This window comes from Rhodococcus sp. KBW08, from assembly GCF_003852455.1.
Lineage (GTDB): Bacteria > Actinomycetota > Actinomycetes > Mycobacteriales > Mycobacteriaceae > Rhodococcus_F > Rhodococcus_F baikonurensis.
In genome coordinates this window covers 237,142-258,975 of the sequence record NZ_QAJJ01000004.1, presented here as the reverse complement: position 1 = coordinate 258,975, position 21,834 = coordinate 237,142, and the positions used below count along the sequence as shown (strand labels likewise).

Here is a 21,834-nt window from a genome sequence, read left to right as displayed (position 1 = left end):
TCGAAAGTGGCAGCCCCAGATCCATCCACCGTCAGGTTCGACGGCCCCTGGATTCACCGGGACATTCACGCCAACGGCATCCGGTTTCACGTCGTCGAGGTAGGCGACGCGGAGCCGGATGCTCCGTTGGTGGTGCTTCTGCACGGATTCGCTGATTTCTGGTGGTCCTGGCGCCATCAATTGACGGCACTGTCCGAGCAGGGCTTCCGCGTCGTCGCGATGGATCTTCGTGGGTACGGCGATTCCGACAAGCCCCCTCGCGGCTACGACGGTTGGACGCTCGCCGGTGACGTGGCCGGCCTCATTCGTGCGATGGGTTACGGCAAGGCCACGCTGATCGGTCATGCCGACGGCGGGTTGGTGTGCTGGGCGACCGCGCTCCTGCATCCACGCCTGGTGCGATCGATCGCGCTGATCTCGTCACCACACCCGATGGCGCTCAAGAAAGCCGTCGTGCGCGACCCGTATCAGCGTCGCGCGCTGTTGCCTTCGTTCCTGGCTTACCAGGTGCCGCTGCGCCCCGAGCGACGGCTGACGGCCGACAACGGCGCCGAAGTGGAGCGTCTGGTTCGCTCGCGGTCCGGCCCCACCTGGCCGCAACAACCCGAATTCGCGGACGCCATGAGCAAGATGCGGTCCGCGATCCGGATTCCGGGCGTCGCACATTCCACGCTGGAGTACCAGCGTTGGGCCTTCCGCAGCCAGCTCCGCCCCGAGGGCCGTCGTTTCATGCGTTTGATGGATCAGGTTCTTCGCATTCCGATCGTCCAGATTCACGGCGAGCTCGACCCGTACGTGCTCACCCGTACCGTGCGACGCGACAAGCACTGGGCTCCCGGCGAGAAACTGCGCACCATTGCCGGAGTCGGCCATTACGCGCATCAGGAAGCCCCCGAGCGCGTCAACCGCGAACTCGGGGACTTCCTCAACGAGAACTGACCGCTACGAGAACTGATCGCTACAGAATGCAGGCGCCTGTCGGCACTGGCGTCGAAGCCGACGCAGCTGCATTCAACTGGCGCGAGACTTCCTGGGCGGTGAGGACGAATCCGGTGTCGCTGTCGTCGACGGCAGCACCGAACACGACGCCGAGGACCCGCCCCTGATCGTCGACCATCGGCCCACCGGAGTTGCCCTGCCTGATGGATCCGCGGACGGTGTAGACCTCACGCTGAGTGGTTCCGGCCTTGTAGATGTCCGGCCCGTTCAGGTTCAGAACCTCACGAACGCGGGCTGCGCTGGCCGTGTACGGACCGCCGCCGGGGTAACCGAGCACCAACGCGTTGTCTCCGGTCTGAGCCTGCTCCGGAGCAAACGGCAGCACCGGTGCGTCCAATCCCGGAACCGCCAGAATCGCGATGTCGACGGCGGAGTCGAAGAGAACCACCTGCGCGGGCAGTGCGCCCTCCATGGTGTCCACCGTGATGCTCTCGGTTCCGGCCACCACGTGGGCGTTGGTCATGACGCGTTCGGGGGCGACGATGAATCCGGATCCCTCGAGCGCGCGCTGGCAACTCGGTGCGACGCCGTTGATGCGTAGAACACTCGGGCGCAACTGCGCAGCCAACGGACTGGCCAGAACGCTCGCGTCGGGTGCTTCGACCTCGGTGATGGGCGTGCGCCCGAACGGGCCGATGACGTCCGGCAGGCCGGAGGTGTCGAGCAACGCCGAGAACTCGGTCGGGATGCGGCGCAGCCACTGCGGCGCCAGTTCGTCCACACTGGCGAGAACGTCCGAACCACGAACAGCGGCTGCAATATTCGGCTGCGACGAGGAAGTAAGCGGAATCGCGAGCAACCACGCCGCGACCACGACGGCCACCGCCTGTAGACCCGCACCGATGACGCTGTCGACGGATCGCGCCGTCGGACTGTGCATTCCGCTGCGCGCCGCGCGGCCGAGCACCATGCCGGCGACCTCGCCGATGATGACCAACACCACGATCAGCGAGATGCCCGCGAGGATGCGCAGCTTGCCTTCGGTGACGTGCACGAGCAGGTGTGGCGCCAACAAAATTCCGGCGACGGCGCCGAGTATCACGCCGACGAACGCCAACGCCGACGCCACCGCGCCCTGACGCCATCCGGACGTGGCCGCGATGAGCGCGACCAGAACGATGGCGATGTCCACCCAACGAGAACCTGTCATCGCGGCACCGCCGAATCCTCGACACCTTCACCGAACTCGGACAGCGCTGTGTCCAGGTCTCTCACGTCCTCGTAGTTCCACGGAATCTCCCAGCCCGACACCGTGAACAGCGCCGCGAGGATTCCTGCTGTGAACCCCCAGACCAGCATGCCGTCGGCGCGGAACGCCGGGCCCTGGTATCCGAGGGGGTGGCGAACCTGAAACCGGTTGTCGGGGTCGAGCAACGTGCGCAGCGGCACCCTGGCCACCCGTCCGACCTCGCCTTCGTCCTGAATGCCCACCGCCGTCGGCTGCTCCCAGTAGCCGAGCACCGGCGTCACGTCGAAACCCGACGGCGGGATGAAGATCTCCGGCAGCACGGTGAGCGGCTGAACTCCGCTCGGATCGAGCCCGGTCTCCTCCTGCGCTTCACGCAGCGCGGTGCCGATGGGGCCGTCGTCGCCCGGGTCGGCGGCGCCGCCCGGGAATGCGACCTGTCCGCTGTGCTGACGCATCGTCGACGCACGTTGGGTCAGCAACACGTCTGCGCCCTCGGGCAATCCGCCGACGGCAAGAGGGTCGGCCTCGCGAGGTCCGCCGAAGAGCACGAGCACCGCGGCCGGACGCGTTACGGTGCCGCGCGGCGCGCGACGCTCGAGGACGGGGTTGATCCGGTGGGGATCGGTGGGTTGATTGTCGGCGACAGCACGCAACCACTCGGGAACCGGTGTACTCATACGACGACTCCCAGATATTGCGCCGCAGCGGCGGCGATTTCGTCCGCACTGCGGAAGGGTTGGGGCAAGACCTTGGCGACCGTTCCATCCGCGCGCACGAGCACCGAGACAGGCAGCACCGGCGGTGCGCCCACCGCGATCCGCACCTTGCCGTCACCGTCCTGGACGCCGGGCAAACGCACCGAGTAGTCGATGAGTCGCGTCAAAGCGTTCTCCTGATTCGGATCCGAGTGCACAGTCAGCACGTTGATGCTGCCGTCGGCGCGCTCCGCGAATTCCTGAAGGTACGGAAGCTCTTCGGCACACGGCGCACACCAGTACGCCCACAGATTGAGCAGAGTCGGTTTTCCGCCCACCGCTGCGGCAAGGTCGACGGGCGCTCCGTCGGACACGCAGTCGAGGGTGATTCCGGCGAGAGCCGAGCCGGCAGGCGCTTCACCGGTCGGAGTCGGGCAGGGGGCCAGAGCCGCCTGGCTACGGAGTTGATCGAGCGATTCCGACGACGGAGTGAACGTCGGCGGCTGATACGCGGACGACGACGGACCTGTCGAGGTGGGCGTCGTGTCGTCTCCCCCACGCGGCCAGATCGCCACGACGAGAGCCGCGACGACCACGAGCGCAGCGAGAGACCATCTTCCAGCACTTGTCATCGGCGATCACAACCCTGCCAGGGCGAGCAGATGATCGGTCTCGGGGCCTTTCACCAGGGCCGCGGCCTCGGTTTTGTCGGTCGGGCCGAGCCCGTACGACGGGCAGTCCTTGGCCAGTACGCACACACCGCACGCGGGCTTGCGCGCGTGGCAGACCCGTCGGCCGTGAAAGATCACGCGATGCGAGAGCAGTGTCCATTCCTTACGTTCGATCAGTGCCCCGACGGCGTGTTCCACCTTGACGGCATCTTCTTCCTCGGTCCACTTCCACCGCCGCACGAGCCGGCCGAAGTGGGTGTCGACGGTGATTCCCGGAATGTCGAAGGCATTGCCCAGCACGACGTTCGCGGTCTTGCGTCCGATGCCTGGGAGTTTCACGAGATCTTCGAGCTTGTTCGGGACCTGACCGTCGTGGCGTTCGAGTAGTGCCTGACCGAGTCCGATCAACGACGTCGTCTTGTTCCGGTAGAAGCCGGTGGAGCGGATGTACTCCTCGAGTTCGGTCCGATCGGCTTCCGCGTATGCCTTCGCGTCGGGATAACGCGCGAAGAGCGCGGGGGTGACCATGTTGACGCGGACGTCCGTGCACTGCGCCGACAGAATTGTCGCCACTGCCAGTTCCAACGGAGTCGTGAAGTCGAGTTCGCAGTACACGTGCGGGAAAGCTACCGCGAGCTCACGATTCATCCGACGCGCCCGGCGTACCAATCCAAGGTGTGATTCTTCCTTCCGCGCACCCCCCGAACGCGGTTTCTTCCGCTGCTCTGAACTGCCTGTCGGGGTGGTCTGCACTCAGACAACTGTACGGATACGACATGAGTGGAGACTCCGTCGTGTCGATTCTGAGACCTTCGACGTGTTTACTTCCCCCTATGCAAGGACTCGCAGTAATTCTCTTTCCGCTACTGCTGATGCTCTTTGCCCTGGCGATGGAACGAGTCGAAGGGCGATTGCGTCGGCTCTCGGTTCAAGAGCACGAAGTAGAAGACTTCCTCGATCAGGCAAGTCACGACGATGTCGCCCGCCTGGCAAGCGATGGGTTTCCCCATGCTTTCGCGCGCTTCCACCGGAAGCGGAAGGGCCGTCAGTCGGAGGCTCCCGAGAGCGCCAGCCTGGGCGAAATCCGGACACAACGGGCAAGTTGACGGCCATACAAAGTAGTCACCGCAGCGGATTCCGGAAGAATTTTCGGCTCTTACGTGGCATCAATCACTCGCCGCGAGCTATCGGGACGTAGACTTCGATGCCGTACCTGTTGCATTGAACACAGATTGCATTGGACACAGTGTCTCACTCATGAGGGCTGAGCCTGTGTACGACGGTTTGTGCGCAGCACGGGTACAAAGATAGATAGCGCAAAAATGACACCACAAACGAACAAATCCCAACAAGGAGCGCACGTGGACGACGTCCTGGCAAGAGCCGGCATCTTCCAAGGAGTCGAGCCCTCAGCGGTAGCGGCGCTGACAAAGCAGCTGCAGCCCGTCGACTTCCCCCGTGGACATGTCATCTTCAACGAAGGTGAGCCCGGTGACCGCCTGTACATCATCGTGTCCGGCAAGGTGAAGATCGGTCGACGCTCACCCGACGGTCGCGAGAACCTGCTGACGATCATGGGCCCGTCCGACATGTTCGGCGAACTGTCCATCTTCGACCCCGGCCCCCGCACCTCGACGGCGACGACCGTCACCGAGGTTCGCGCCGTGAGCATGGATCGCGACGCTCTCAAGGCATGGATCCAGCAGCGCCCCGAGATCGCCGAGCAGCTGCTGCGCGTTCTCGCCCGCCGACTGCGTCGTACCAACAACACCCTGGCCGACTTGATCTTCACGGACGTTCCCGGCCGTGTCGCCAAGGCGCTCCTGCAGCTCGCGCAGCGCTTCGGCACTCAGGAAGGTGGCGCACTGCGCGTCACTCACGACCTCACGCAAGAAGAGATCGCCCAGCTCGTCGGCGCTTCCCGCGAGACCGTCAACAAGGCGCTCGCCGATTTCGCACACCGCGGATGGCTGCGCCTCGAAGGCAAGAGCGTCCTGATCTCGGATTCCGAGCGTCTGGCTCGTCGCGCACGCTAGTTCTTCCTTCTCGACTCTTTCGGCCGCTCCCGCACTATGCGTGGGCGGCCGAAGTCGTTTCCTGGACTCTTGTTGTACCTATCAGTAAAGTCTGTACCGATAGGTACACGCCCAACCGAGAGGCCATGTCATGACCGTCCGAGCACCGATTCCGCCCTTCACCCACGAAACCGCCGTCCAGAAGGTCCGCCTCGCCGAGGACGGCTGGAATTCGCGCGATCCGCAGAAGGTGTCACTCGCCTACACGCCGGACAGTTGGTGGCGCAATCGGTCCACGTTCGTCATCGGCCGATCCGAGATCGTCGAACTTCTGACCGAGAAGTGGACCCGCGAGCTGGACTACCGCCTGATCAAAGAACTGTGGGCCCACGACGGCGACCGCATCGCGGTTCGATTTGCCTACGAGTGGCACGATCACGACGGGCAGTGGTTCCGCTCCTACGGCAACGAGAACTGGGAGTTCGACGCCGACGGCCTCATGCACCACCGTCATGCCTGCATCAACGACGTCGCCATCGCGGAGAACGACCGAAAGTTCTTCTGGGATTCGACCGGACCACGCCCGCAGGATCATCCAGGCCTGAGCGAGCTGGGCCTGTAATGGAAGGATGAATCCATGGTCAGACAGGTAGCTGAACGCTCCGACACGATTCCCGCGCTCGCGAACGTGTTCCGCACCTACGGGTTCGACGGAGCAAGCCTGGCCGTCATCACCGAACACACCGGGTTGGGCAAAGGCAGTCTCTACAACTTCTTTCCGCGCGGGAAGGAAGAAATGGCCGAGGCGGTGCTCGACGAGGTCGCCGGATGGTTTCGCGCCGAAGTCTTCGAACCGCTTCGAGCAGAGTCGGTTCCACCGAGTCAGCGTGTCCAGAGCATGTTCGTTACCGTGGCCGACTACTTTCGGTCCGGGCAACGCATTTGCCTGTTCGGCGCATTTGCACTCGGTGAAGAGCGAAGCCGCTTCGGTACCAAGGTGAGAACCTACTTCGACGAGTGGACAGTCGCTCTCGCGGCGGCACTCGCCGGCGCCGAAGATTCCATCGGACTCGCCGAAGAAGCCGTGGCCGGGATCCAAGGCGCAATCGTGATGTCTCGAGCGCTGGACGACAGCGCCGTATACAGCCGAGTGACGACGAAACTCGAAGATCGACTGATGCAGACACTCACGCCGTAACGCATACCGCACGACCGCAAAGGCATTTGTGCCACGGCATCCACCTGGCATGCTCGAAAAGGCACGCACAAGACGAAAGGAACCCATGCTCTCGTCCGAGACGGTGATCGCATCCACGGCTTCGGGGAAGATCCGCGGCCGAAAGCGTGACGGTTCCTACTACTTCGGTGCGATCCCCTATGCCCGCGCGGGGCGTTTCGAGAAACCTCGCCCGGTGGAACCGTTCTCCGACGTCTTCGACGCCACGGCTCTCGGAACGGTATTCCCCCAACCACCTTCACGTCTCGAACGGATCATGGGACCGCCGCTCCCCGAACCGGAGCTCAGCGAGGACAGCTTCACCGTCACGGTCACAACCCCGTCGCTGAACGGTCGCCGCCCGGTGATGGTGTGGCTGCACGGCGGCGGATACTCCAGTGGCGGCGGCTCCCTCCCCTGGTACGACGGCGGGGCTTTGTCAGCCGCGGGCGACGTCGTCGTGGTGTCGGTCAACTATCGCGTCGGTGTGCTCGGATACCTCCTCCTCGACGGCGTCAGCGAAGGCAATCTCGGGGTCCACGATCAGATCGCGGCGCTCGAGTGGGTACGCGAGAACATCGAGGCATTCGGTGGCGACCCCGATTCGGTCACCGTATTCGGGCAGTCGGCCGGCGCTCATTCCATTGTGAATCTGTTGGGCAGTAACAACTCTCGAACTCTGTTCCGTCGAGCAATTCTGCAGAGCACCCCGCGGCCGGACCTCAACTTCACGCAGGCTGCCGCGATAGAGAACGGTGAAACGTTTGCCCGACTGCTCGACGGAGATCCTCGGACCGCGCCACTTTCCCACATCCTCGACGCATTCCGCGGCACGGCAATCGAGTTCAGCCGGCGGTCCCCCAATGTCGTGCAGCCGCCCTTCGCACCGATTTCCGAACTGGAACCCGTGACCCGGACCTTCGACGCAGCGCCTGACGTCATCGTGGGATACACCCGCGACGAGGGATCCGCTTTCCTGCGCGACGTGGCGGGAGCACCCGATCCCGAACGCGTCGCCGAAAAAGCACTGACACAGAACATGTTTGCCGAGCCGGCGATGGAGCTGGCCGATGCCTTCACCACGGCCGGCGCGTCGGTGTACACGTATCGCTTCGACTGGGCACCGACGGAAGACGTCTTCGGAGCCACCCACTGCATCGAACTACCCTTCGTGTTGGGAACCGAGCAGTCCTGGCAGGGCTCACCGATGCTGGGCAGCAGCGACTGGCAGAGCATCGACGCACTGGGCCGACGGATACGCCGGCACTGGACGTCGTTTGCGCACACGGGAAGTCCGGACAACAGCGAAACGTGGGAGAAGTACACCTCGGCCCAACCGATCGGAATCACCTTCTCCTGAGCAACTTCGGGCGCCTACCCACTCGCCGCAATCCCGTCTAGGATTGCTCCATGGACATGCCCAAGCTCCTCGACGGGCGACTCAAACTCCGCCATCTACTGCTCGTCGACGCGTTGAGCCGTCAGGGCAGTGTGGTCGGTGCCGCTGCTGCACTTCACATCACACAACCCGTCGCGACCCGCAGTCTGCACGACATCGAGTCCATTCTCGGTGTCTCGCTCTTCGATCGCGGCCCACGCGGAATCACCCCGACCATTTTCGGCGAGGCCTTCACAACTCATGCGCGGGCCGTGATCGCGCAGCTGACCGAAGCCGGGCGGCACGTCGTCGAACTTGCCGACGCCAATCGCGGAACGGTCATCGTGGGAACACATCTCGCCGGATCCAACGTGCTGCTTCCCGGCGCCATCGCACGCCTGAAGGTTCACCACCCGCTGCTCACCGTCGTCGTGCGCGAAGGTACGCCCGAACAGTTGCTCACCGATCTGGAAGCGGGCCGAATCGACCTGATCGTCGGCCGGCTCACCTCACCTACCGATGACACCGCGATACGACGGAACCTCTACGCCGAATCCGTCGAACTCGTCACCCGCGTGGATCACCCGCTCGCTCTTCGTGAGGACGTCCAACTCGAAGAGTTGCGCGGCTTCCCCTGGATCCTGCCCGGGGTCGAGACAGTGCTCCGCCGCGAGCTGGAGGAGTTCTTCGCCCGCAACGGCTTGCCGTTGCCCGAAAATCGGGTCGAGGCAACCTCTTTCCTCACCGTGCGTCAACTGCTGGTCGAGACCGACATGATCGCGGTACTGCCGAGCCTCATCCCCCGCGACGACGCGCGCTTGACCACCCTGTCCATCACACTCGATCCGATCGGGCACAGCGTCGGCATCACATCGTCGGCGACTCGCACGTCGAGTCCGTCCGCTCAGGCCCTCATCGCGACGCTGGAGTCCTTTGCAGCCGAGCTCATGCGACCGTGAAACGCCGATCGGCCCGTTCCCTCCAGGGGGAACGGGCCGATCGGATCAATCCGGTACTCAGGCGTTTTCGGAGACGCGAATTTCCTCGTGCTCCAAGCCCCGCGACGAATCGGGGACAATCTTGAACAGGGCGATGGCGCCGACCAGGCTGATCGTGCACACCCCGGCGAGATACCAGGTCACACCTGCCGAAGATCCAGTGGCGTCGAGCAGAGCCGTGGCGATCATCGGTGCCAGTCCACCGCCGAGAATCGCACCACTCTGGAGGATCAGAGACGAGCCGGAATAGCGGACCTTGGCCGGGAAGGTGTCGGCGATGATGCTGCCCTGGACACAATGTGTGACCGGAACGATCAGGCCCATACCCAGGAACGCGATGACGGCGACCATTTTGTTCTCGGTGTTGAGGAGCGGGAAGAACACGATGCACCACAACAGGATTGCGGCTGATCCGCCGATGAACATGTGTCGACGCCCGTACTTGTCGGCGATCTTGGTCCAGAACGGGATGGAAAGGAACCACAGGACTGCGGCAGCGGTCACGCTGAGCACGAGGAACTGCTTGTCGTAGCCCAGATGTTGCGTGCCGTACGACAGAGTGAACACCATGAAGGCGTACGCCACGGCGGAGTTCGCCAAGCACGCGGCAAGCGTGAGAGACAAACGGGGGAAGCCGACCTTGAGCGACTCACGCAGCGGGAAGCGAACTATTTCGCCCTTCTCCATGACCCCGGCAAATGACGGCGACTCGGTGACGCGCAGGCGGATCACCAAACCGATCGCCACCAGAACGAAGCTCAGCAGGAAGGGGATTCGCCAACCCCACGACGCGAATGCGGAGTCCGACATCACGGCGTTGGTCGTCAGGAAAATGCCGTTGGCGAGAACTAGTCCGGCAGGTGTGCCCATCTGCGGGAAACCTGCATACAGATTCTTCTGCCCGGCCGGCGCATGCTCCATCGACATGAGTGTCGCGCCGGCGCCTTCACCGCCAAGACCGATGCCCTGAACGACGCGCATGGCCACCAGGAGGACGGGTGCCCAGAACCCGATGGAGTCGTAGTTCGGGATGAGGCCGATGAGTGTGGACCCGACGCCCATCATCACCAGCGAGACCACGAGCGTGGCCTTGCGCCCGATGCGGTCACCGAAGTGCCCGAACACGAGTCCACCTACCGGCCGTGCGATGAACCCGACGGCGAAGGTGCTGAAGGCAGCCAGCGTGCCGGCCGTGGGGCTCAGGCTCGGAAAGAATTGTTTGTTGAAGATCAGCGCGGCGGCTGTGCCGTAGAGGAAGAAGTCGTACCATTCGAGAGTTGTGCCGGCCAGGGTTGCCATGGCAACTCGGCTGCGGGCAGCTTTCTCCGGCAACGGCTTTCCGTCACTCGTCGTGCTGTTGGATATCTTGTCTGACATCGCGGAACCTATCGATTGGATGGGGCAGGCGGACGATGAAATCTGTAGTCACCGACCCCGTCTTCGGGATTGTCGGCATCACGAGCGTCGTCGATCGTTGTGTTTGGAATTGTGCTCGCTCGAGACATGACTCACAAATGCCGAATTCACCGTCCGCCATACCGGAAAGGGTATAGCCGGGGCCTCAGGCGAGACCCAGGAAGCGTTCGGCATTCCCCCGCGAAATCAGTTGGCGCGCAGTATCGTCCAAGAACTCACTCTTGCGAACCACCTCACCGACCGGACGCTCCCCCAAGGGGTACGGGTAATCGCTACCCACCATCACACGGTCCACCCCCACCGTGTCCACCAACAGTCGCAGCGCACGCTCGTCGAAGACGACGGAATCCACGTAGAACCTTCCCAGGTAGTGCGAAGGAGGGAACTCCGACGTACCGATGATGTCGTTGCGGCCGTGCCAGGCGTTTTCCATCCGTCCCAACCAGAACGCGAAAGATCCACCACCGTGCGCAAATCCGATCTTCAGGCGATCGTCGATCTTGTCGAACACTCCACCGAGAATCAGTGCGAGTATCGACAGGTGCGTTTCGGCCGGCATCGCGGTGAGCCACTGCGCCATCCACCGGTCGAGACGCGGGGAGTTGGCCATGTCCCACGGGTGCACGAAGACGGGCACGTCCAGCGACGCACAGTGTTGCAGGAACGTCACCACGCCCTCGCTGTCGAGGTCCAGATCGCCGACATGATTGCCGATCTCGACACCGCGGTGCCCGTTCGCGATGCACCGCTCCAACTCACGGCACGCTGCGTCGGTGTCCTGCAGAGGCACCTGGCAGAACGGAATCAACCGATCCTTCGCCGGCTCCACGATCTCGAGTGCGAGGTCGTTGAAGATCCGTGCAATGCGGCTTGCCTGCTCACCGCTCCGGCCGTAGTTGAAGAACGCCGGAGTAGGTGAGACGACCTGCGTCTGCACGCCGTCGGCATCCATGTCCCGAAGCCGCACCTCGGCGTCCCAGGCATCGGACTGGATGCGGCGGAACTCCTTGGTGCCCATCATGATCATTGCTTCGGTTTCCGACTCGACCTTCAGCCACGGCGCTTGCGGCCCCGCGTCTTCGGTCAGATCCGGCCACCCGTTGGGCACGTAATGGGTGTGGATGTCGATCAGGTTGCTCATAGCTCAGCCCTTGCCGGGATGGAGCGTGCCGCACTTGTCACACGTGCGGGCTTCTTCGCTCTCGTAGAACTTGACGAACACCGGCGGCAGGTCGGCCACGATGTCGCGCACCTGAAGTTCGACCTCGTGAATCTTGTGGTCGCATTCGAGGCAGTACCACTGGAACTTCTCGAGCGTGCCTTCCTTGCGGACGCGTTCGATGACCAGGCCGATCGAGCCCGCGGTGGGACGCTGGGGCGAATGCGGAATGTCTCCTGGCAGCAACCAGGTTTCGCCCTCCCGAATGTCGACACGCTGAGGACCGTCTTCGGTCATCACGTTGACGTGGATGTCGCCTTCGAGCTGGTAGAACCACTCCTCGTACGGATCGAGGTGATAGTCGGTCCGCTGGTTGGGGCCGCCGACGACCTGCACGATGAAGTCGTCTCCGAGCGCCATCGTCTGATTGTTCACCGGCGGCTGCAGCAGGTGGCGGTTGTCGTCGATCCACTTCTTGAAGTCGATGACGGGAGGAATCGTGGTCATGATGCATTCTCCGTATCTTCGGACGCCGAGCGCTTGGAGGCGGGCACGTACGCCACGCCGGAAATTTCGATGAGCAGGTGAGGGTGGGGCAGTTGGTGAACAGCCACAGTCGTTCTCGTCGGACCGTTTTCGTCGAACAGTTCGGCGTACACCTCGTTGTATCCGCCGAAGTCGTTCATCGACACCAGGTAGGAGGTGACCTGAACCAGATCACTGAGTTCTCCGCCCACTTCGGCGAGGATTGCCGCGATGTTTTCGATGACGGCACGGGTCTGGGCCCGGATGTCGAGCGCCGTCGTCCCCATCTCGTCGACCTCGACGCCGACAAACGTGTTGTCGGGCCGACGCGAGCTGGTACCGGAGACGTAGACGAAGTCACCGACCACCTTGACATGCGGGAACTTTCCGCGCGGCTTTGCCAGCTTCTCGATGACCTGCGCCCCACTCATCGCTTCACACCTTTGACCGTGACGGTTCCGAGGCCGTCGATGGTGCACTGGGCGACGCCCTCGTCGAGTCGCACAGCTGCGGTGGCGGCACCGGCCAGAATTACCTGACCGGCGCGCAACGGAATTCGGCGTCGACGCGCGATGTCGAGCAGTGCATGCAAAGCTCGCGCCGGATCGCCGAGAATGGCCGCCGTGGTTCCGCGTGCCGTCTCGCCGCCGACTTCCATACGCACGGAACGGTCCTCGACGTTCTGCAGCGGCAGCCACCGCCCGATCACGTATCCGGCCGCGCTGGTGTTGTCGGCGACGACGTCGGTGTAGGTGAAGCGGAAGTCGCGGTAGCGCGAGTCGATGATCTCCATCGCCGGAGCCAGCGCGTCGACACAGCTTTCGATGTCGACGTTCGGATCGTCGAGATCGACGTCCTTCGACAGCCGGTATGCCACTTCGGGTTCGATCTTGGGATGAATGAACGTCCTCAGGTCGACTTCGCCGCCGTTGCTCACGCACATCGTGTCGGTCAGCTGACCGACGATCACTTCGGACACACCCATCTGCGCCATCTTCGCCTGACTGGTGAAGCCGAGCTTGATGCCCACAATCGATTCGCCACGGCTGGTGCGTCGTTCGAGGAGTTCGTTCTGGATCCGGTAGGCCTCGTCGATGTCGATGGTGTGTTCGTCGGCGAGGCTCGGGGTGTCGGTGCGACTCTGTTGAGCGTCGTCGAGGCGACGTGCGAGTGCGGATACGGTGTCTTCTTGGGCTGTCATCACGCCTCGCTCATTTCTGGAAAACTTTTGCGGTTTCGATGTTCACAGTTGCACACATACGTTCGTCGGTTCGGTGTAGAAGTGCAGCGAGGACTCGCCACCCTCACGTCCGATGCCGGACAAGCCCATACCGCCGAAGGGAGATCGCAGTTCACGGGTGAACCACGTGTTGACCCAGGAGATTCCGACGTTCATCTTCTGCGCGACGCGGTGTCCACGGCGCAGGTCGTTGGTCCACACAGAGGCAGCGAGGCCGTACTCGGTGTCGTTTGCCAGTGCGATCGCCTCGGCTTCGGTCTCGAACGGAATGAGTGCCGCAACGGGTCCGAAGATCTCCTCGCGCACGGCGCGATCCTTGTTGGTCAAACCCGTCCACAGGGTGGGTTCGATCCACGACCCGCCGGCAAGCTCCTGCCCGAGATCCGGAATGCCGCCACCGGTAAGCACTTTCGCACCCTCCTGCTCGGCGATCTCGAAGTAGTCGAGAACCTTCTTCCGGTGCGCCTGCGAGATGAGCGGTCCGGTCGTCGTTGCATCGAGCGTCGGGTCGCCCAGACGCAATCCTGCTGCCCGCTCGACGAGTCCACCGGCGATGTCGTCGAAAATACTGCGGTGCACGTACACCCGCTCGGTGCACAGGCAGACCTGGCCGGTGTTGGTGAACACCGACTTGGTCAGACCCGTCAACGCTTCGTCGATGTCGACGTCGTCGAAGACGATCGCGGCGTTCTTGCCTCCCAGTTCGAACGAGACCGGACGGACCCGCGGCGCAACGGTTTTCATGACATGCGAACCCGTTGCCGAAGATCCGGTGAAGGTGACGCCGTCGATGCCGGGGTGCGTGGTGAGGAACTCGCCGGCGGAGTTCGCACCGAACCCGTGGACGACGTTGTAGACGCCGGCAGGCAGGCCTACTTCTTCGAGTACCTCGGCCAGCAACGACGCAGTCGCCGGGGTTTCCTCGGAGGGCTTGACCACCACGGAGTTTCCGCACGCGAGCGCGGGCGCGACCTTCCAGGTCAGGAGAAGCAGCGGCAAGTTCCACGGAACGATCACGGCGACGACGCCGAGCGGCTTGCGGATCGCGTAGTTCAGCGCCTGCTTGCCACCCGCGAGATCCGTGACAAACGATTCCTGTCCCGCTGCGGCGACGATGTCGGCGAAGGTGCGGAAGTTCGTCAGGGCGCGCGCGACGTCGAGTTCGCGTGCCTGCGTGATCGGCTTGCCGGTGTCCGCCATCTCTGCGGCGACGAACTCTTCGAATCGCTCCTCGATCCGGTCGGCGGCGCGTCGCAGCAGAGCCGTCCGCTCTCGAACCGGCGTATCGGCCCAACCGTTGCCCAGAGCGCGTCTGGCAGAAGTCACGGCCCGATCGACCAGGGCCTTGTCGGCCTCGTGGACCCGGGCGAGAACACGGCCCGTTGCCGGGTCGACCTGATCGAAGCTCGACGACTCGTCGGGTTCGACATAGGAGCCGTCCACGTAATTGCGGATCCATCCGTCGCATTGTGAGGTCATGGACTAACTATTGGCCCGTGACCCATATCAAACAAATGCAAAAACTGCCGCCAGCTATACCTCGATCGGCATAGATGGCGGCAGTTCGGTCAAACAACTCAGCCCGCTATGTCGGCGCCGAACGCCTCAGCGACGCAGATACGCCAACTGCACATTGACGGATTTCTCCGCCACCGGCCACAGCTTCGGGTCCACGTCGGAGTAGACGTGCTCGACAACGTCGCGAACCGAGGCCGACTCCCCCAACGTCGACAGAGCGGCTCGCACCTGGTCCAGACGCTCCTCGCGGTGAGCCAGGTACTGCTGCGAAATCGTCTGCAGATCGGGTAGGTCCGGACCGTGCCCGGGCAGAACCGTCAGTCCTTCGCCGAGTGCGGCCAGGGATCGCAGCGAGGTGAGGTAGTCCCCCAGATCACCGTCGGAATCGTCGAGGACTGCCGTGCCGCGGCCGAGAATGGTGTCGCCCGTCAGCACGCTCGCGTCGTTCTCGACGACTATCGACACCGAGTCGGCGGTATGGCCCGGCGTCGCGAGAATCCGCAACTTCAGGCCCGCCACCTCGATCACTTCACCGTCGACAAGCGCCGAAGCGCCCCCGCGAAGAAAAGTGGGGTCGACGGAACGCACTGGAGCCGAAGTCAATTCATGGAAACGGTCCACCCCGCCGGTGTGGTCGTAGTGCCGGTGCGTGATCAAGGTCAGTGCTACCGGACCGATACCAGCGACACGTTGCAGGTGTTCCTCGTCGTTGTCGCCTGGATCGACGACAACACACTCGACGCTGCCGGGAGCATGCAGAATCCAGGTGTTCGTACCGTCCAGCGTCATCATGCCCGGATTGTTCTCGAGCAAGACCGAAGCGATGTCGGTGACGCGGCGAAGCTGCGCGTAGGCGGGATGGACCGTCGACATCAGCGAACTTCGACGATCAGTTCCACCTCGACCGGAGAGCCGAGGGGAAGTTCTGCCACACCGACTGCCGAACGAGCGTGGATACCGGCGTCGCCGAGCACCTCGCCGAGGAATTCGGAAGCGCCGTTGATCACGCCGGGCTGACCGGTGAATCCTTCGGCGGATGCCACGAAGCCGACAACCTTGACGACACGAACGACGTTGTCGATGCCGACCAGGGCGTCGATGGCAGCGAGAGCGTTGAGCGCGCAGGTGCGAGCCGCGGCCTTGGCGTCCTCATCCGACACGCCCGCGCCGAGCTTGCCGGTCAGCGTCAGTTTTCCGTCGACGAACGGGAGCTGACCCGACGTGTACACGTGGTTGCCGCTGCGAACCGCGGGAACGTACGCAGCGACGGGTGCCGCGACGGCGGGAAGTGCAATGCCCAGTTCGGCGAGACGCTCCGACCAGGTCTGTGTTGCCTCTGCCATGTGATTCAGCCCTTCGGACGCTTCATGTACGCGACGTGCTGCTCGCCCGACGCGCTCGGCAGGACTGCGACGAGCTCCCAGCCGTCGACACCCCAGTTGTCGAGAATTGCCTTCGGATTGTGGACCAGCAACGGAGTCACGGTGTATTCCCAGGAAGTTATTTCGCTCATGCGGTGAGCCTATCCCGCGTACATCTTCGGCCCCAGACTTATAGGCTCGCGGTGTGGTTGCATCCCAAGATGAGCTGAGCAGGACCTGGCCCGAGTCCGCGACGAAGGCCCGCCTGCACTTTGTGTCAGGTAAAGGCGGAACCGGTAAGTCCACGGTTGCCGCTGCGTTGGCGCTTGCGTTGGCCGAAGGCGGCAAGCGCGTTCTCCTCGTGGAGGTCGAGGGCCGCCAGGGAATCGCGCAGCTCTTCGACGTACCGCCGCTTCCACCGCAGGAGACCAAGGTCGCGGCCGCCGAAGGTGGCGGTGAAGTAATGGCTCTGGCCGTCGACATCGAGACCGCGTTCCTCGAATACCTCGAAATGTTCTACAACCTCGGCTTCGCCGGCCGGGCGATGCGTAAGTTCGGCGCCATCGAATTCGCCACCACCATCGCTCCCGGCCTTCGCGACGTTCTCCTCACCGGCAAGATCAAGGAGTGCGTCATCCGCACCGATCGAACCGGCAAACGCGTGTACGACGCCGTTGTCGTCGACGCTCCCCCGACCGGACGAATCGGCAGCTTCCTCGACGTCACCAAGGCGATGGCCGATCTTGCCAAGGGCGGCCCGGTGCACTCCCAGAGTGAAGGCGTCGTTCGGCTGCTGCACTCGCCGGAGACCGTCGTACATCTGGTTGCACTTCTCGAAGCGCTGCCCGTTCAGGAAACTGCCGACGCTGCCGCAGAACTGGCGCGTGACGACCTCAACCTCGGTGCCATCATCGTCAACCGCGCCAGCCCGAGGTTCTTGCCCGAAGATCAACTCTCCGGTGCTGCAGCCGGCAATATCGATGCAGCTTCGATCCGGTCGACGCTCTCCGATGTCGGCATCGATCTGTCGGACGACGACTTCGCCGGCCTGCTCACCGAGACGATCGAACACGCGTCGGTGCTCGAAGCTCAAGAATCCAGCGCCGAGAAGCTCCGCGAGATCGACGGGGCTCGGGTGCAACTCCCCGCACTCGCCGACGGCGTCGATCTCGGTGGACTGTACGAACTTGCCGAATACCTCACGGAACAGGGCGTGTGATGACCGAGACCACCGAGAACGTGACGGTCGGCAGTTCCAGGACCGGCCGACGCGCAGCTCCTGCCCTCGATATTTCGGCGATCATCAAGGACCCGACGGCCCGGATCGTGGTGTGTTGCGGCGCAGGTGGCGTCGGCAAGACCACGACGGCGGCGTCGCTGGCGTTGCGTGCCGCCGAAGAGGGCCGACGCGTAGTCGTACTCACCATCGATCCGGCCCGTCGCCTCGCACAGGCCTTGGGTGTGGCCGAACTCGACAACACTCCGCAGCCGGTGAAGCTGGGTCCCGAAGCCACGGGCGAACTGCACGCGATGATGCTGAACATGCGTCGGACTTTCGACGAGATGGTCATCGAACATTCGAGCCCTGAGAAGGCCGAGCAGATCCTGGCGAACCCCTTTTACCAAACCGTTGCCACATCGTTCTCCGGAACGCAGGAGTACATGGCGATGGAGAAGTTGGGGCAGCTGGCGTCGAACGACGCGTGGGATCTGGTGATCGTCGATACCCCGCCGTCCCGCAATGCGCTCGACTTCCTCGACGCTCCACAGAGGCTGGGAACATTCCTCGACGGACGGATGATCCGGCTGCTCTCGGCACCCGGCCGTGGCCTGACCAGGCTCGTGGCCGGCGCGATGGGATTGGCACTGAAGGGCGTCTCGACCATCGTGGGAAGCCAAATGCTTTCGGATGCATCGGCATTCGTACAGTCGCTGGACTCGATGTTCGGCGGTTTCCGTGAACGCGCCACGAAGACCTACGAGTTGCTGCGTCAGCCGGGGACTCATTTCCTGGTGATCGCAGCGGCCGAACCCGACGCTCTTCGCGAGGCGGCGTTCTTCGTCGATCGCCTTGCGGGTGATTCGATGCCGTTGGCCGGTTTGGTTCTCAACCGCACGCACCCGACGTTGACGGCTCTGCCTGCCGATCATGCAGTGACCGCCGCCGACAAACTGGAAGCGAAGGAAAATGCGACCGAGGCCGAAGCCCTCACCGCAGCCGTTCTCCGCATCCATGCCCATCGGGCCGTGATCGCGAAGCGAGAAATCGCCTTGCTGAGTCGATTCACCGCAGCTCACCCGAGGGTGCCGCTGATCGGTGTTCCGTCGCTACCGTTCGAGGTCTCGGACCTCGAGGCGCTGCGCGCGGTGGGAGATCAGCTCACTCGTAAGGGCTGATCCCCCCGATCGACCTGGATCAGACTGCTGAGTGATGCTGGCGCTGGTCTTCGAAGAACTCGGACCAGGAGTCGACGTCGGGGTGCTGCTTGAGCAGCGCACGGCGCTGACGTTCGGTCATTCCGCCCCACACACCGAACTCGACGCGATTGTCGAGCGCATCGGCTCCGCACTGCATGAGGACCGGGCAGTGACGGCAGATGGTGGCTGCCTTACGCTGCGCGGCGCCACGAACAAAAAGTTGGTCGGGTTCGACCTCGCGGCATCGTGCCTGAGTTACCCAGGCAATTCGTGCCTCGGCCTGCTCGATGTCCAAACGGCTACTCGGGGTGGCTGTGTACATTCTGGGTCCCCTCTACAAAGTCTGACCGTCGCCATGAGGCGAGCAGCGCACCATCTCAGCCGTCCCCGCGGTAGCACGGTGAAAGCTGAGACACATTCGTGATCGAGTGTTACGTCGATCACACTGATCACAATTTAGGTAAAGAACGCCCCTAACGCAAGACGGTCGGGGGCATTTTTTGGTACGGCAGTACAAAGCGCGTGTTCAGGAGGTTTTGAACACCCCCAAAACACTGAAACCGGTTCCAATGGGTGGGCACACGTACTCTGTAGATCGTGTCGATTGCAAAAACAGTGGCGAAGCTCGCCGGAAGCTCCGCATTGGCGGGTGTCCTGGTCGCAGGGGTGATGTTCCCGGTGGCCGGCGGATTCGGATTCGCGTCCAATCGCGCTGCCGATACCGTCGACAACGTCTCGGCCGAACTGGTCGAAGGCACGGTCCCCGCGGTGTCCACCATGGTCGATGCGGCAGGCAATCCCATTGCCTGGCTGTACGACCAACGACGCTTCGAAGTCCCGAGCGAGAAGATCTCCAACAACATGAAGTTGGCGATCGTCTCCATCGAGGACCGCCGGTTCCCCGACCACAAGGGCGTCGACTGGCAGGGAACGCTGCGCGCCTTCCTCACCAACACGACGACCGGTGAAGTGCAGCAGGGCGCGTCGACACTCGATCAGCAGTATGTGAAGAACTACCAGCTGTTGGTCGTGGCCAAGACGGATGCCGAGCGCCGCGCCGCCATCGAGACCACTCCGGCCCGAAAGATCCGCGAGATCCGGATGGCCCTGACGCTGGACAAGGAACTCACGAAAGACGAGATCCTCACCCGGTACCTCAACCTCGTACCGTTCGGCAACGGATCCTTCGGCATCCAGGATGCGGCCCAGACCTACTTCGGCGTCGATGCCGCAGATCTGACCGTTCCCCAGTCGGCGATGTTGGCCGGCATGGTTCAGTCCAGCTCCGCTCTGAACCCGTACACGAACGTCGAGGGCGTGACCGAGCGTCGTAACACCGTGCTCGACACCATGATCACGAACATTCCGGATCGTGCCGACGAGTTCCGCGCAGCCAAGGAAGAGCCCCTCGGCGTCCTGGAAACCCCCAACAACTTGCCGCGCGGCTGCATCGCTGCGGGCGATCGCGGATTCTTCTGTGACTACGCACTGAAGTACCTCTCGGACGCCGGAATCACGCGCGACCAGATCAACGAGGGTGGTTACCTCATCAAGACCACTCTCGATCCGCAGGTCCAGGCGTCCACCAAGGCCGGCCTGAATGCGAACGCGAGTGCCAACCTCGACGGCATCGCGAACGTGATGAACGTGATCCGGCCGGGCCAGGATTCACACAAGGTCATCGCGATGGCCAGCAGTCGCACGTACGGTCTCAATGCCGACGCCGACGAAACCGTCCAGGCGCAGCCGTACTCCCTCGCCGGTGACGGTGCGGGCTCCGTCTTCAAGATCTTCACGACGGCTGCGGCGATGGAGAAGGGCCTCGGCATCAACGCGACGCTGGACGTGCCCAAGCGCTTCGAAGCCAAGGGCATGGGTAGCGGTGGTGCGGCCGGCTGCCCGGTCTCGACGTACTGCGTGGAGAACGCCGGCAACTACCCACCGACGCTGTCCGTGACCGACGCACTGGCACAGTCCCCCAACACCGCTTTCGTCAAGCTCATCGAGGCGACCGGCGTCACGCCGACGGTCGACATGGCTGTCCGTCTCGGCATGCGCTCGTACGCCGATCCCAACACCTCGGGCTTCGACGAGCGCAGCATGGCCGACTTCCAGAAGGAACAGAACCTCGGTTCGTTCACCCTCGGCCCCACCTGGATCAACCCGCTCGAACTCTCCAACGTCGCGGCCACCCTCGCCTCGCACGGCAAGTGGTGCCCGCCGAGTCCCATCGATTCGGTCTTCGACCGCTACGGCAAGCCGGTGGCCGTCACCGAGCAGGGCTGTGAGCAAGTTGTCGAGCCCGGCCTGGCAGACACACTCGCCAACGCCATGAGCCGTGACGACGTCGGCGCCGGTACGTCGGCCGGTGCCGCGAGCAGCGCCGGATGGAGCCTGCCGATGTCGGGCAAGACCGGTACCACCGAGACCCACAAGTCCTCGGCGTTCCTCGGCTTCACCAACAACCTCGCCGCAGCCGTCTACATCTTCGGCGACTCCCCGACGCCCGGCGAGATCTGCTCGAGCCCGCTGCGCCCCTGCTACAGCGGCAACCTGTACGGCGGTACCGAACCGGCGAGATCCTGGTTCGCGGCAATGAACCCGGTCGCCAACAACTTCGGGCCCACCTCGCTGCCTCCGATCGACGAGAAGTACGCACGGGGATCACAGAACGGCCAGGTTCCCGAGGTTGTCGGCCTGAGCCAGTCGGCCGCGACGTCCCGCCTGCAGGCGTCCGGCTTCACGGTCAATTCCGTGACCACGGCGTCCGGAGCACGGGCGGGAACGGTTACCGGAGTTTCGCCGTCCGGGTCCGCGATCCCGGGTTCGACCGTCACGATCTACATCAGTGACGGTTCCGTGAGGGCTCCGGCAGCACCCGCATCCCCCGCAGCCCCGGCGGCCCCGGCACCGGGCGCGACTCCCCCGGATGCGACTCCGCCCGGAGGCGAACCCGCACCGCCTGCGGGGACCCCGCCGAACTGACGGCCCTGAAAACTGACGGCTCTGAAAACAAGAACGGCCGCGATCTCCGAG

The 21,834-nt window shown here is 63.6% G+C and carries 24 protein-coding genes; 10 read left to right on the top strand and 14 right to left on the bottom strand.

Features of this window, described 5'->3' with window-relative positions; translation table 11 throughout:
* The first annotated feature begins 6 nt into the window (after nucleotides 1–6).
* Nucleotides 7–939: an alpha/beta fold hydrolase gene (locus DBV08_RS05425; protein ID WP_095973496.1), complete on the top strand. Its 933-nt coding sequence runs from the start codon at nucleotides 7–9 to the stop codon at nucleotides 937–939.
* A 19-nt stretch (nucleotides 940–958) separates the two neighbouring features.
* On the opposite strand, the gene DBV08_RS05420 is transcribed toward DBV08_RS05425, so the two are convergent.
* The 4 genes from DBV08_RS05420 to nth are packed head-to-tail and all read right to left on the bottom strand — an operon-like array spanning nucleotide 959 to nucleotide 4,307.
* Complete coding sequence (locus DBV08_RS05420) at nucleotides 959–2,149, bottom strand: MarP family serine protease (RefSeq protein WP_019746623.1); 1,191 nt, start codon at nucleotides 2,147–2,149, stop codon at nucleotides 959–961.
* Nucleotides 2,146–2,865 (bottom strand): CoA pyrophosphatase, encoded by a 720-nt coding sequence (locus DBV08_RS05415; protein WP_124566758.1) that lies wholly within the window; start codon nucleotides 2,863–2,865, stop codon nucleotides 2,146–2,148. Before DBV08_RS05415 ends, DBV08_RS05420 begins: the two co-directional genes overlap by 4 nt.
* Entirely contained in the window at nucleotides 2,862–3,515 is a 654-nt protein-coding gene (locus DBV08_RS05410; protein ID WP_095973494.1) for a TlpA disulfide reductase family protein, read from the bottom strand. The genes DBV08_RS05415 and DBV08_RS05410 overlap by 4 nt, the downstream gene beginning before the upstream one ends.
* A gap of 6 nt (nucleotides 3,516–3,521) precedes the next feature.
* Nucleotides 3,522–4,307 carry an endonuclease III gene (nth, locus tag DBV08_RS05405; RefSeq protein WP_003943471.1) on the bottom strand — a complete coding sequence of 262 codons (786 nt, stop codon included), beginning with the start codon at nucleotides 4,305–4,307 and terminating at the stop codon, nucleotides 3,522–3,524.
* 80 nt (nucleotides 4,308–4,387) lie between these two features.
* Here nth and DBV08_RS32550 point away from each other — a divergent pair, with 80 nt between their 5' ends.
* The 6 genes from DBV08_RS32550 (at nucleotide 4,388) to DBV08_RS05375 (ending at nucleotide 9,122) form a co-directional block, all read left to right on the top strand.
* Entirely contained in the window at nucleotides 4,388–4,660 is a 273-nt protein-coding gene (locus DBV08_RS32550) for a hypothetical protein (protein ID WP_019746620.1), read from the top strand.
* A 255-nt stretch (nucleotides 4,661–4,915) separates the two neighbouring features.
* Nucleotides 4,916–5,590: a Crp/Fnr family transcriptional regulator gene (locus DBV08_RS05395; RefSeq protein ID WP_003943506.1), complete on the top strand. Its 675-nt coding sequence runs from the start codon at nucleotides 4,916–4,918 to the stop codon at nucleotides 5,588–5,590.
* Between the two features lie 130 nt (nucleotides 5,591–5,720).
* Complete coding sequence (locus DBV08_RS05390; protein WP_124566757.1) at nucleotides 5,721–6,191, top strand: nuclear transport factor 2 family protein; 471 nt, start codon at nucleotides 5,721–5,723, stop codon at nucleotides 6,189–6,191.
* 15 nt (nucleotides 6,192–6,206) lie between these two features.
* Complete coding sequence (locus DBV08_RS05385; RefSeq protein ID WP_124566756.1) at nucleotides 6,207–6,767, top strand: TetR/AcrR family transcriptional regulator; 561 nt, start codon at nucleotides 6,207–6,209, stop codon at nucleotides 6,765–6,767.
* Between the two features lie 85 nt (nucleotides 6,768–6,852).
* On the top strand, nucleotides 6,853–8,145 hold the full coding sequence (locus DBV08_RS05380; RefSeq protein ID WP_124566755.1) for a carboxylesterase family protein: 1,293 nt from the start codon (nucleotides 6,853–6,855) through the stop codon (nucleotides 8,143–8,145).
* A 50-nt stretch (nucleotides 8,146–8,195) separates the two neighbouring features.
* A complete protein-coding gene (locus DBV08_RS05375) occupies nucleotides 8,196–9,122 on the top strand; it encodes a LysR substrate-binding domain-containing protein (protein WP_095973490.1) in 927 nt (308 codons plus the stop codon).
* 57 nt (nucleotides 9,123–9,179) lie between these two features.
* Here the strand turns inward: DBV08_RS05375 and DBV08_RS05370 are convergent, their stop codons facing one another.
* The 9 genes from DBV08_RS05370 to DBV08_RS32220 form a co-directional block, all read right to left on the bottom strand.
* Nucleotides 9,180–10,538: an MFS transporter gene (locus DBV08_RS05370; protein WP_124566754.1), complete on the bottom strand. Its 1,359-nt coding sequence runs from the start codon at nucleotides 10,536–10,538 to the stop codon at nucleotides 9,180–9,182.
* Nucleotides 10,539–10,722: 184 nt separating this feature from the next.
* Nucleotides 10,723–11,718 (bottom strand): amidohydrolase family protein, encoded by a 996-nt coding sequence (locus DBV08_RS05365; RefSeq protein WP_124566753.1) that lies wholly within the window; start codon nucleotides 11,716–11,718, stop codon nucleotides 10,723–10,725.
* Nucleotides 11,719–11,721: 3 nt separating this feature from the next.
* Entirely contained in the window at nucleotides 11,722–12,243 is a 522-nt protein-coding gene (locus DBV08_RS05360; RefSeq protein ID WP_003943511.1) for a 3-hydroxyanthranilate 3,4-dioxygenase, read from the bottom strand.
* The gene (locus DBV08_RS05355; RefSeq protein WP_019746612.1) at nucleotides 12,240–12,692 is read right to left on the bottom strand and encodes a RidA family protein; all 453 of its coding nucleotides are present in this window, start codon (nucleotides 12,690–12,692) and stop codon (nucleotides 12,240–12,242) included. Before DBV08_RS05355 ends, DBV08_RS05360 begins: the two co-directional genes overlap by 4 nt.
* A complete protein-coding gene (locus DBV08_RS05350; protein ID WP_124566752.1) occupies nucleotides 12,689–13,462 on the bottom strand; it encodes a 2-keto-4-pentenoate hydratase in 774 nt (257 codons plus the stop codon). The genes DBV08_RS05355 and DBV08_RS05350 overlap by 4 nt, the downstream gene beginning before the upstream one ends.
* A gap of 42 nt (nucleotides 13,463–13,504) precedes the next feature.
* Entirely contained in the window at nucleotides 13,505–14,980 is a 1,476-nt protein-coding gene (locus tag DBV08_RS05345) for a 2-hydroxymuconic semialdehyde dehydrogenase (RefSeq protein WP_095973774.1), read from the bottom strand.
* Between the two features lie 126 nt (nucleotides 14,981–15,106).
* On the bottom strand, nucleotides 15,107–15,892 hold the full coding sequence (locus DBV08_RS05340) for an MBL fold metallo-hydrolase (protein ID WP_095969666.1): 786 nt from the start codon (nucleotides 15,890–15,892) through the stop codon (nucleotides 15,107–15,109).
* Nucleotides 15,892–16,362 carry a RidA family protein gene (locus DBV08_RS05335; RefSeq protein ID WP_095969665.1) on the bottom strand — a complete coding sequence of 157 codons (471 nt, stop codon included), beginning with the start codon at nucleotides 16,360–16,362 and terminating at the stop codon, nucleotides 15,892–15,894. The genes DBV08_RS05340 and DBV08_RS05335 overlap by 1 nt, the downstream gene beginning before the upstream one ends.
* Before the next feature lie 5 nt (nucleotides 16,363–16,367).
* Complete coding sequence (locus tag DBV08_RS32220) at nucleotides 16,368–16,532, bottom strand: hypothetical protein (RefSeq protein ID WP_003943454.1); 165 nt, start codon at nucleotides 16,530–16,532, stop codon at nucleotides 16,368–16,370.
* 53 nt (nucleotides 16,533–16,585) lie between these two features.
* Between DBV08_RS32220 and DBV08_RS05330 the strand changes: the two genes are divergently transcribed.
* Together DBV08_RS05330 and DBV08_RS05325 are read left to right on the top strand one after the other, a co-directional pair.
* Nucleotides 16,586–17,599, top strand: a complete 1,014-nt coding sequence (locus tag DBV08_RS05330) for an ArsA-related P-loop ATPase (RefSeq protein WP_037130910.1) — start codon at nucleotides 16,586–16,588, stop codon at nucleotides 17,597–17,599.
* Nucleotides 17,599–18,777 carry an ArsA family ATPase gene (locus tag DBV08_RS05325; protein ID WP_007732380.1) on the top strand — a complete coding sequence of 393 codons (1,179 nt, stop codon included), beginning with the start codon at nucleotides 17,599–17,601 and terminating at the stop codon, nucleotides 18,775–18,777. Before DBV08_RS05330 ends, DBV08_RS05325 begins: the two co-directional genes overlap by 1 nt.
* A gap of 19 nt (nucleotides 18,778–18,796) precedes the next feature.
* On the opposite strand, the gene DBV08_RS05320 is transcribed toward DBV08_RS05325, so the two are convergent.
* Nucleotides 18,797–19,120 (bottom strand): WhiB family transcriptional regulator, encoded by a 324-nt coding sequence (locus DBV08_RS05320; protein ID WP_124566751.1) that lies wholly within the window; start codon nucleotides 19,118–19,120, stop codon nucleotides 18,797–18,799.
* Between the two features lie 293 nt (nucleotides 19,121–19,413).
* Between DBV08_RS05320 and DBV08_RS05315 the strand changes: the two genes are divergently transcribed.
* On the top strand, nucleotides 19,414–21,783 hold the full coding sequence (locus DBV08_RS05315; protein ID WP_003943525.1) for a transglycosylase domain-containing protein: 2,370 nt from the start codon (nucleotides 19,414–19,416) through the stop codon (nucleotides 21,781–21,783).
* Nucleotides 21,784–21,834 lie beyond the last annotated feature (51 nt).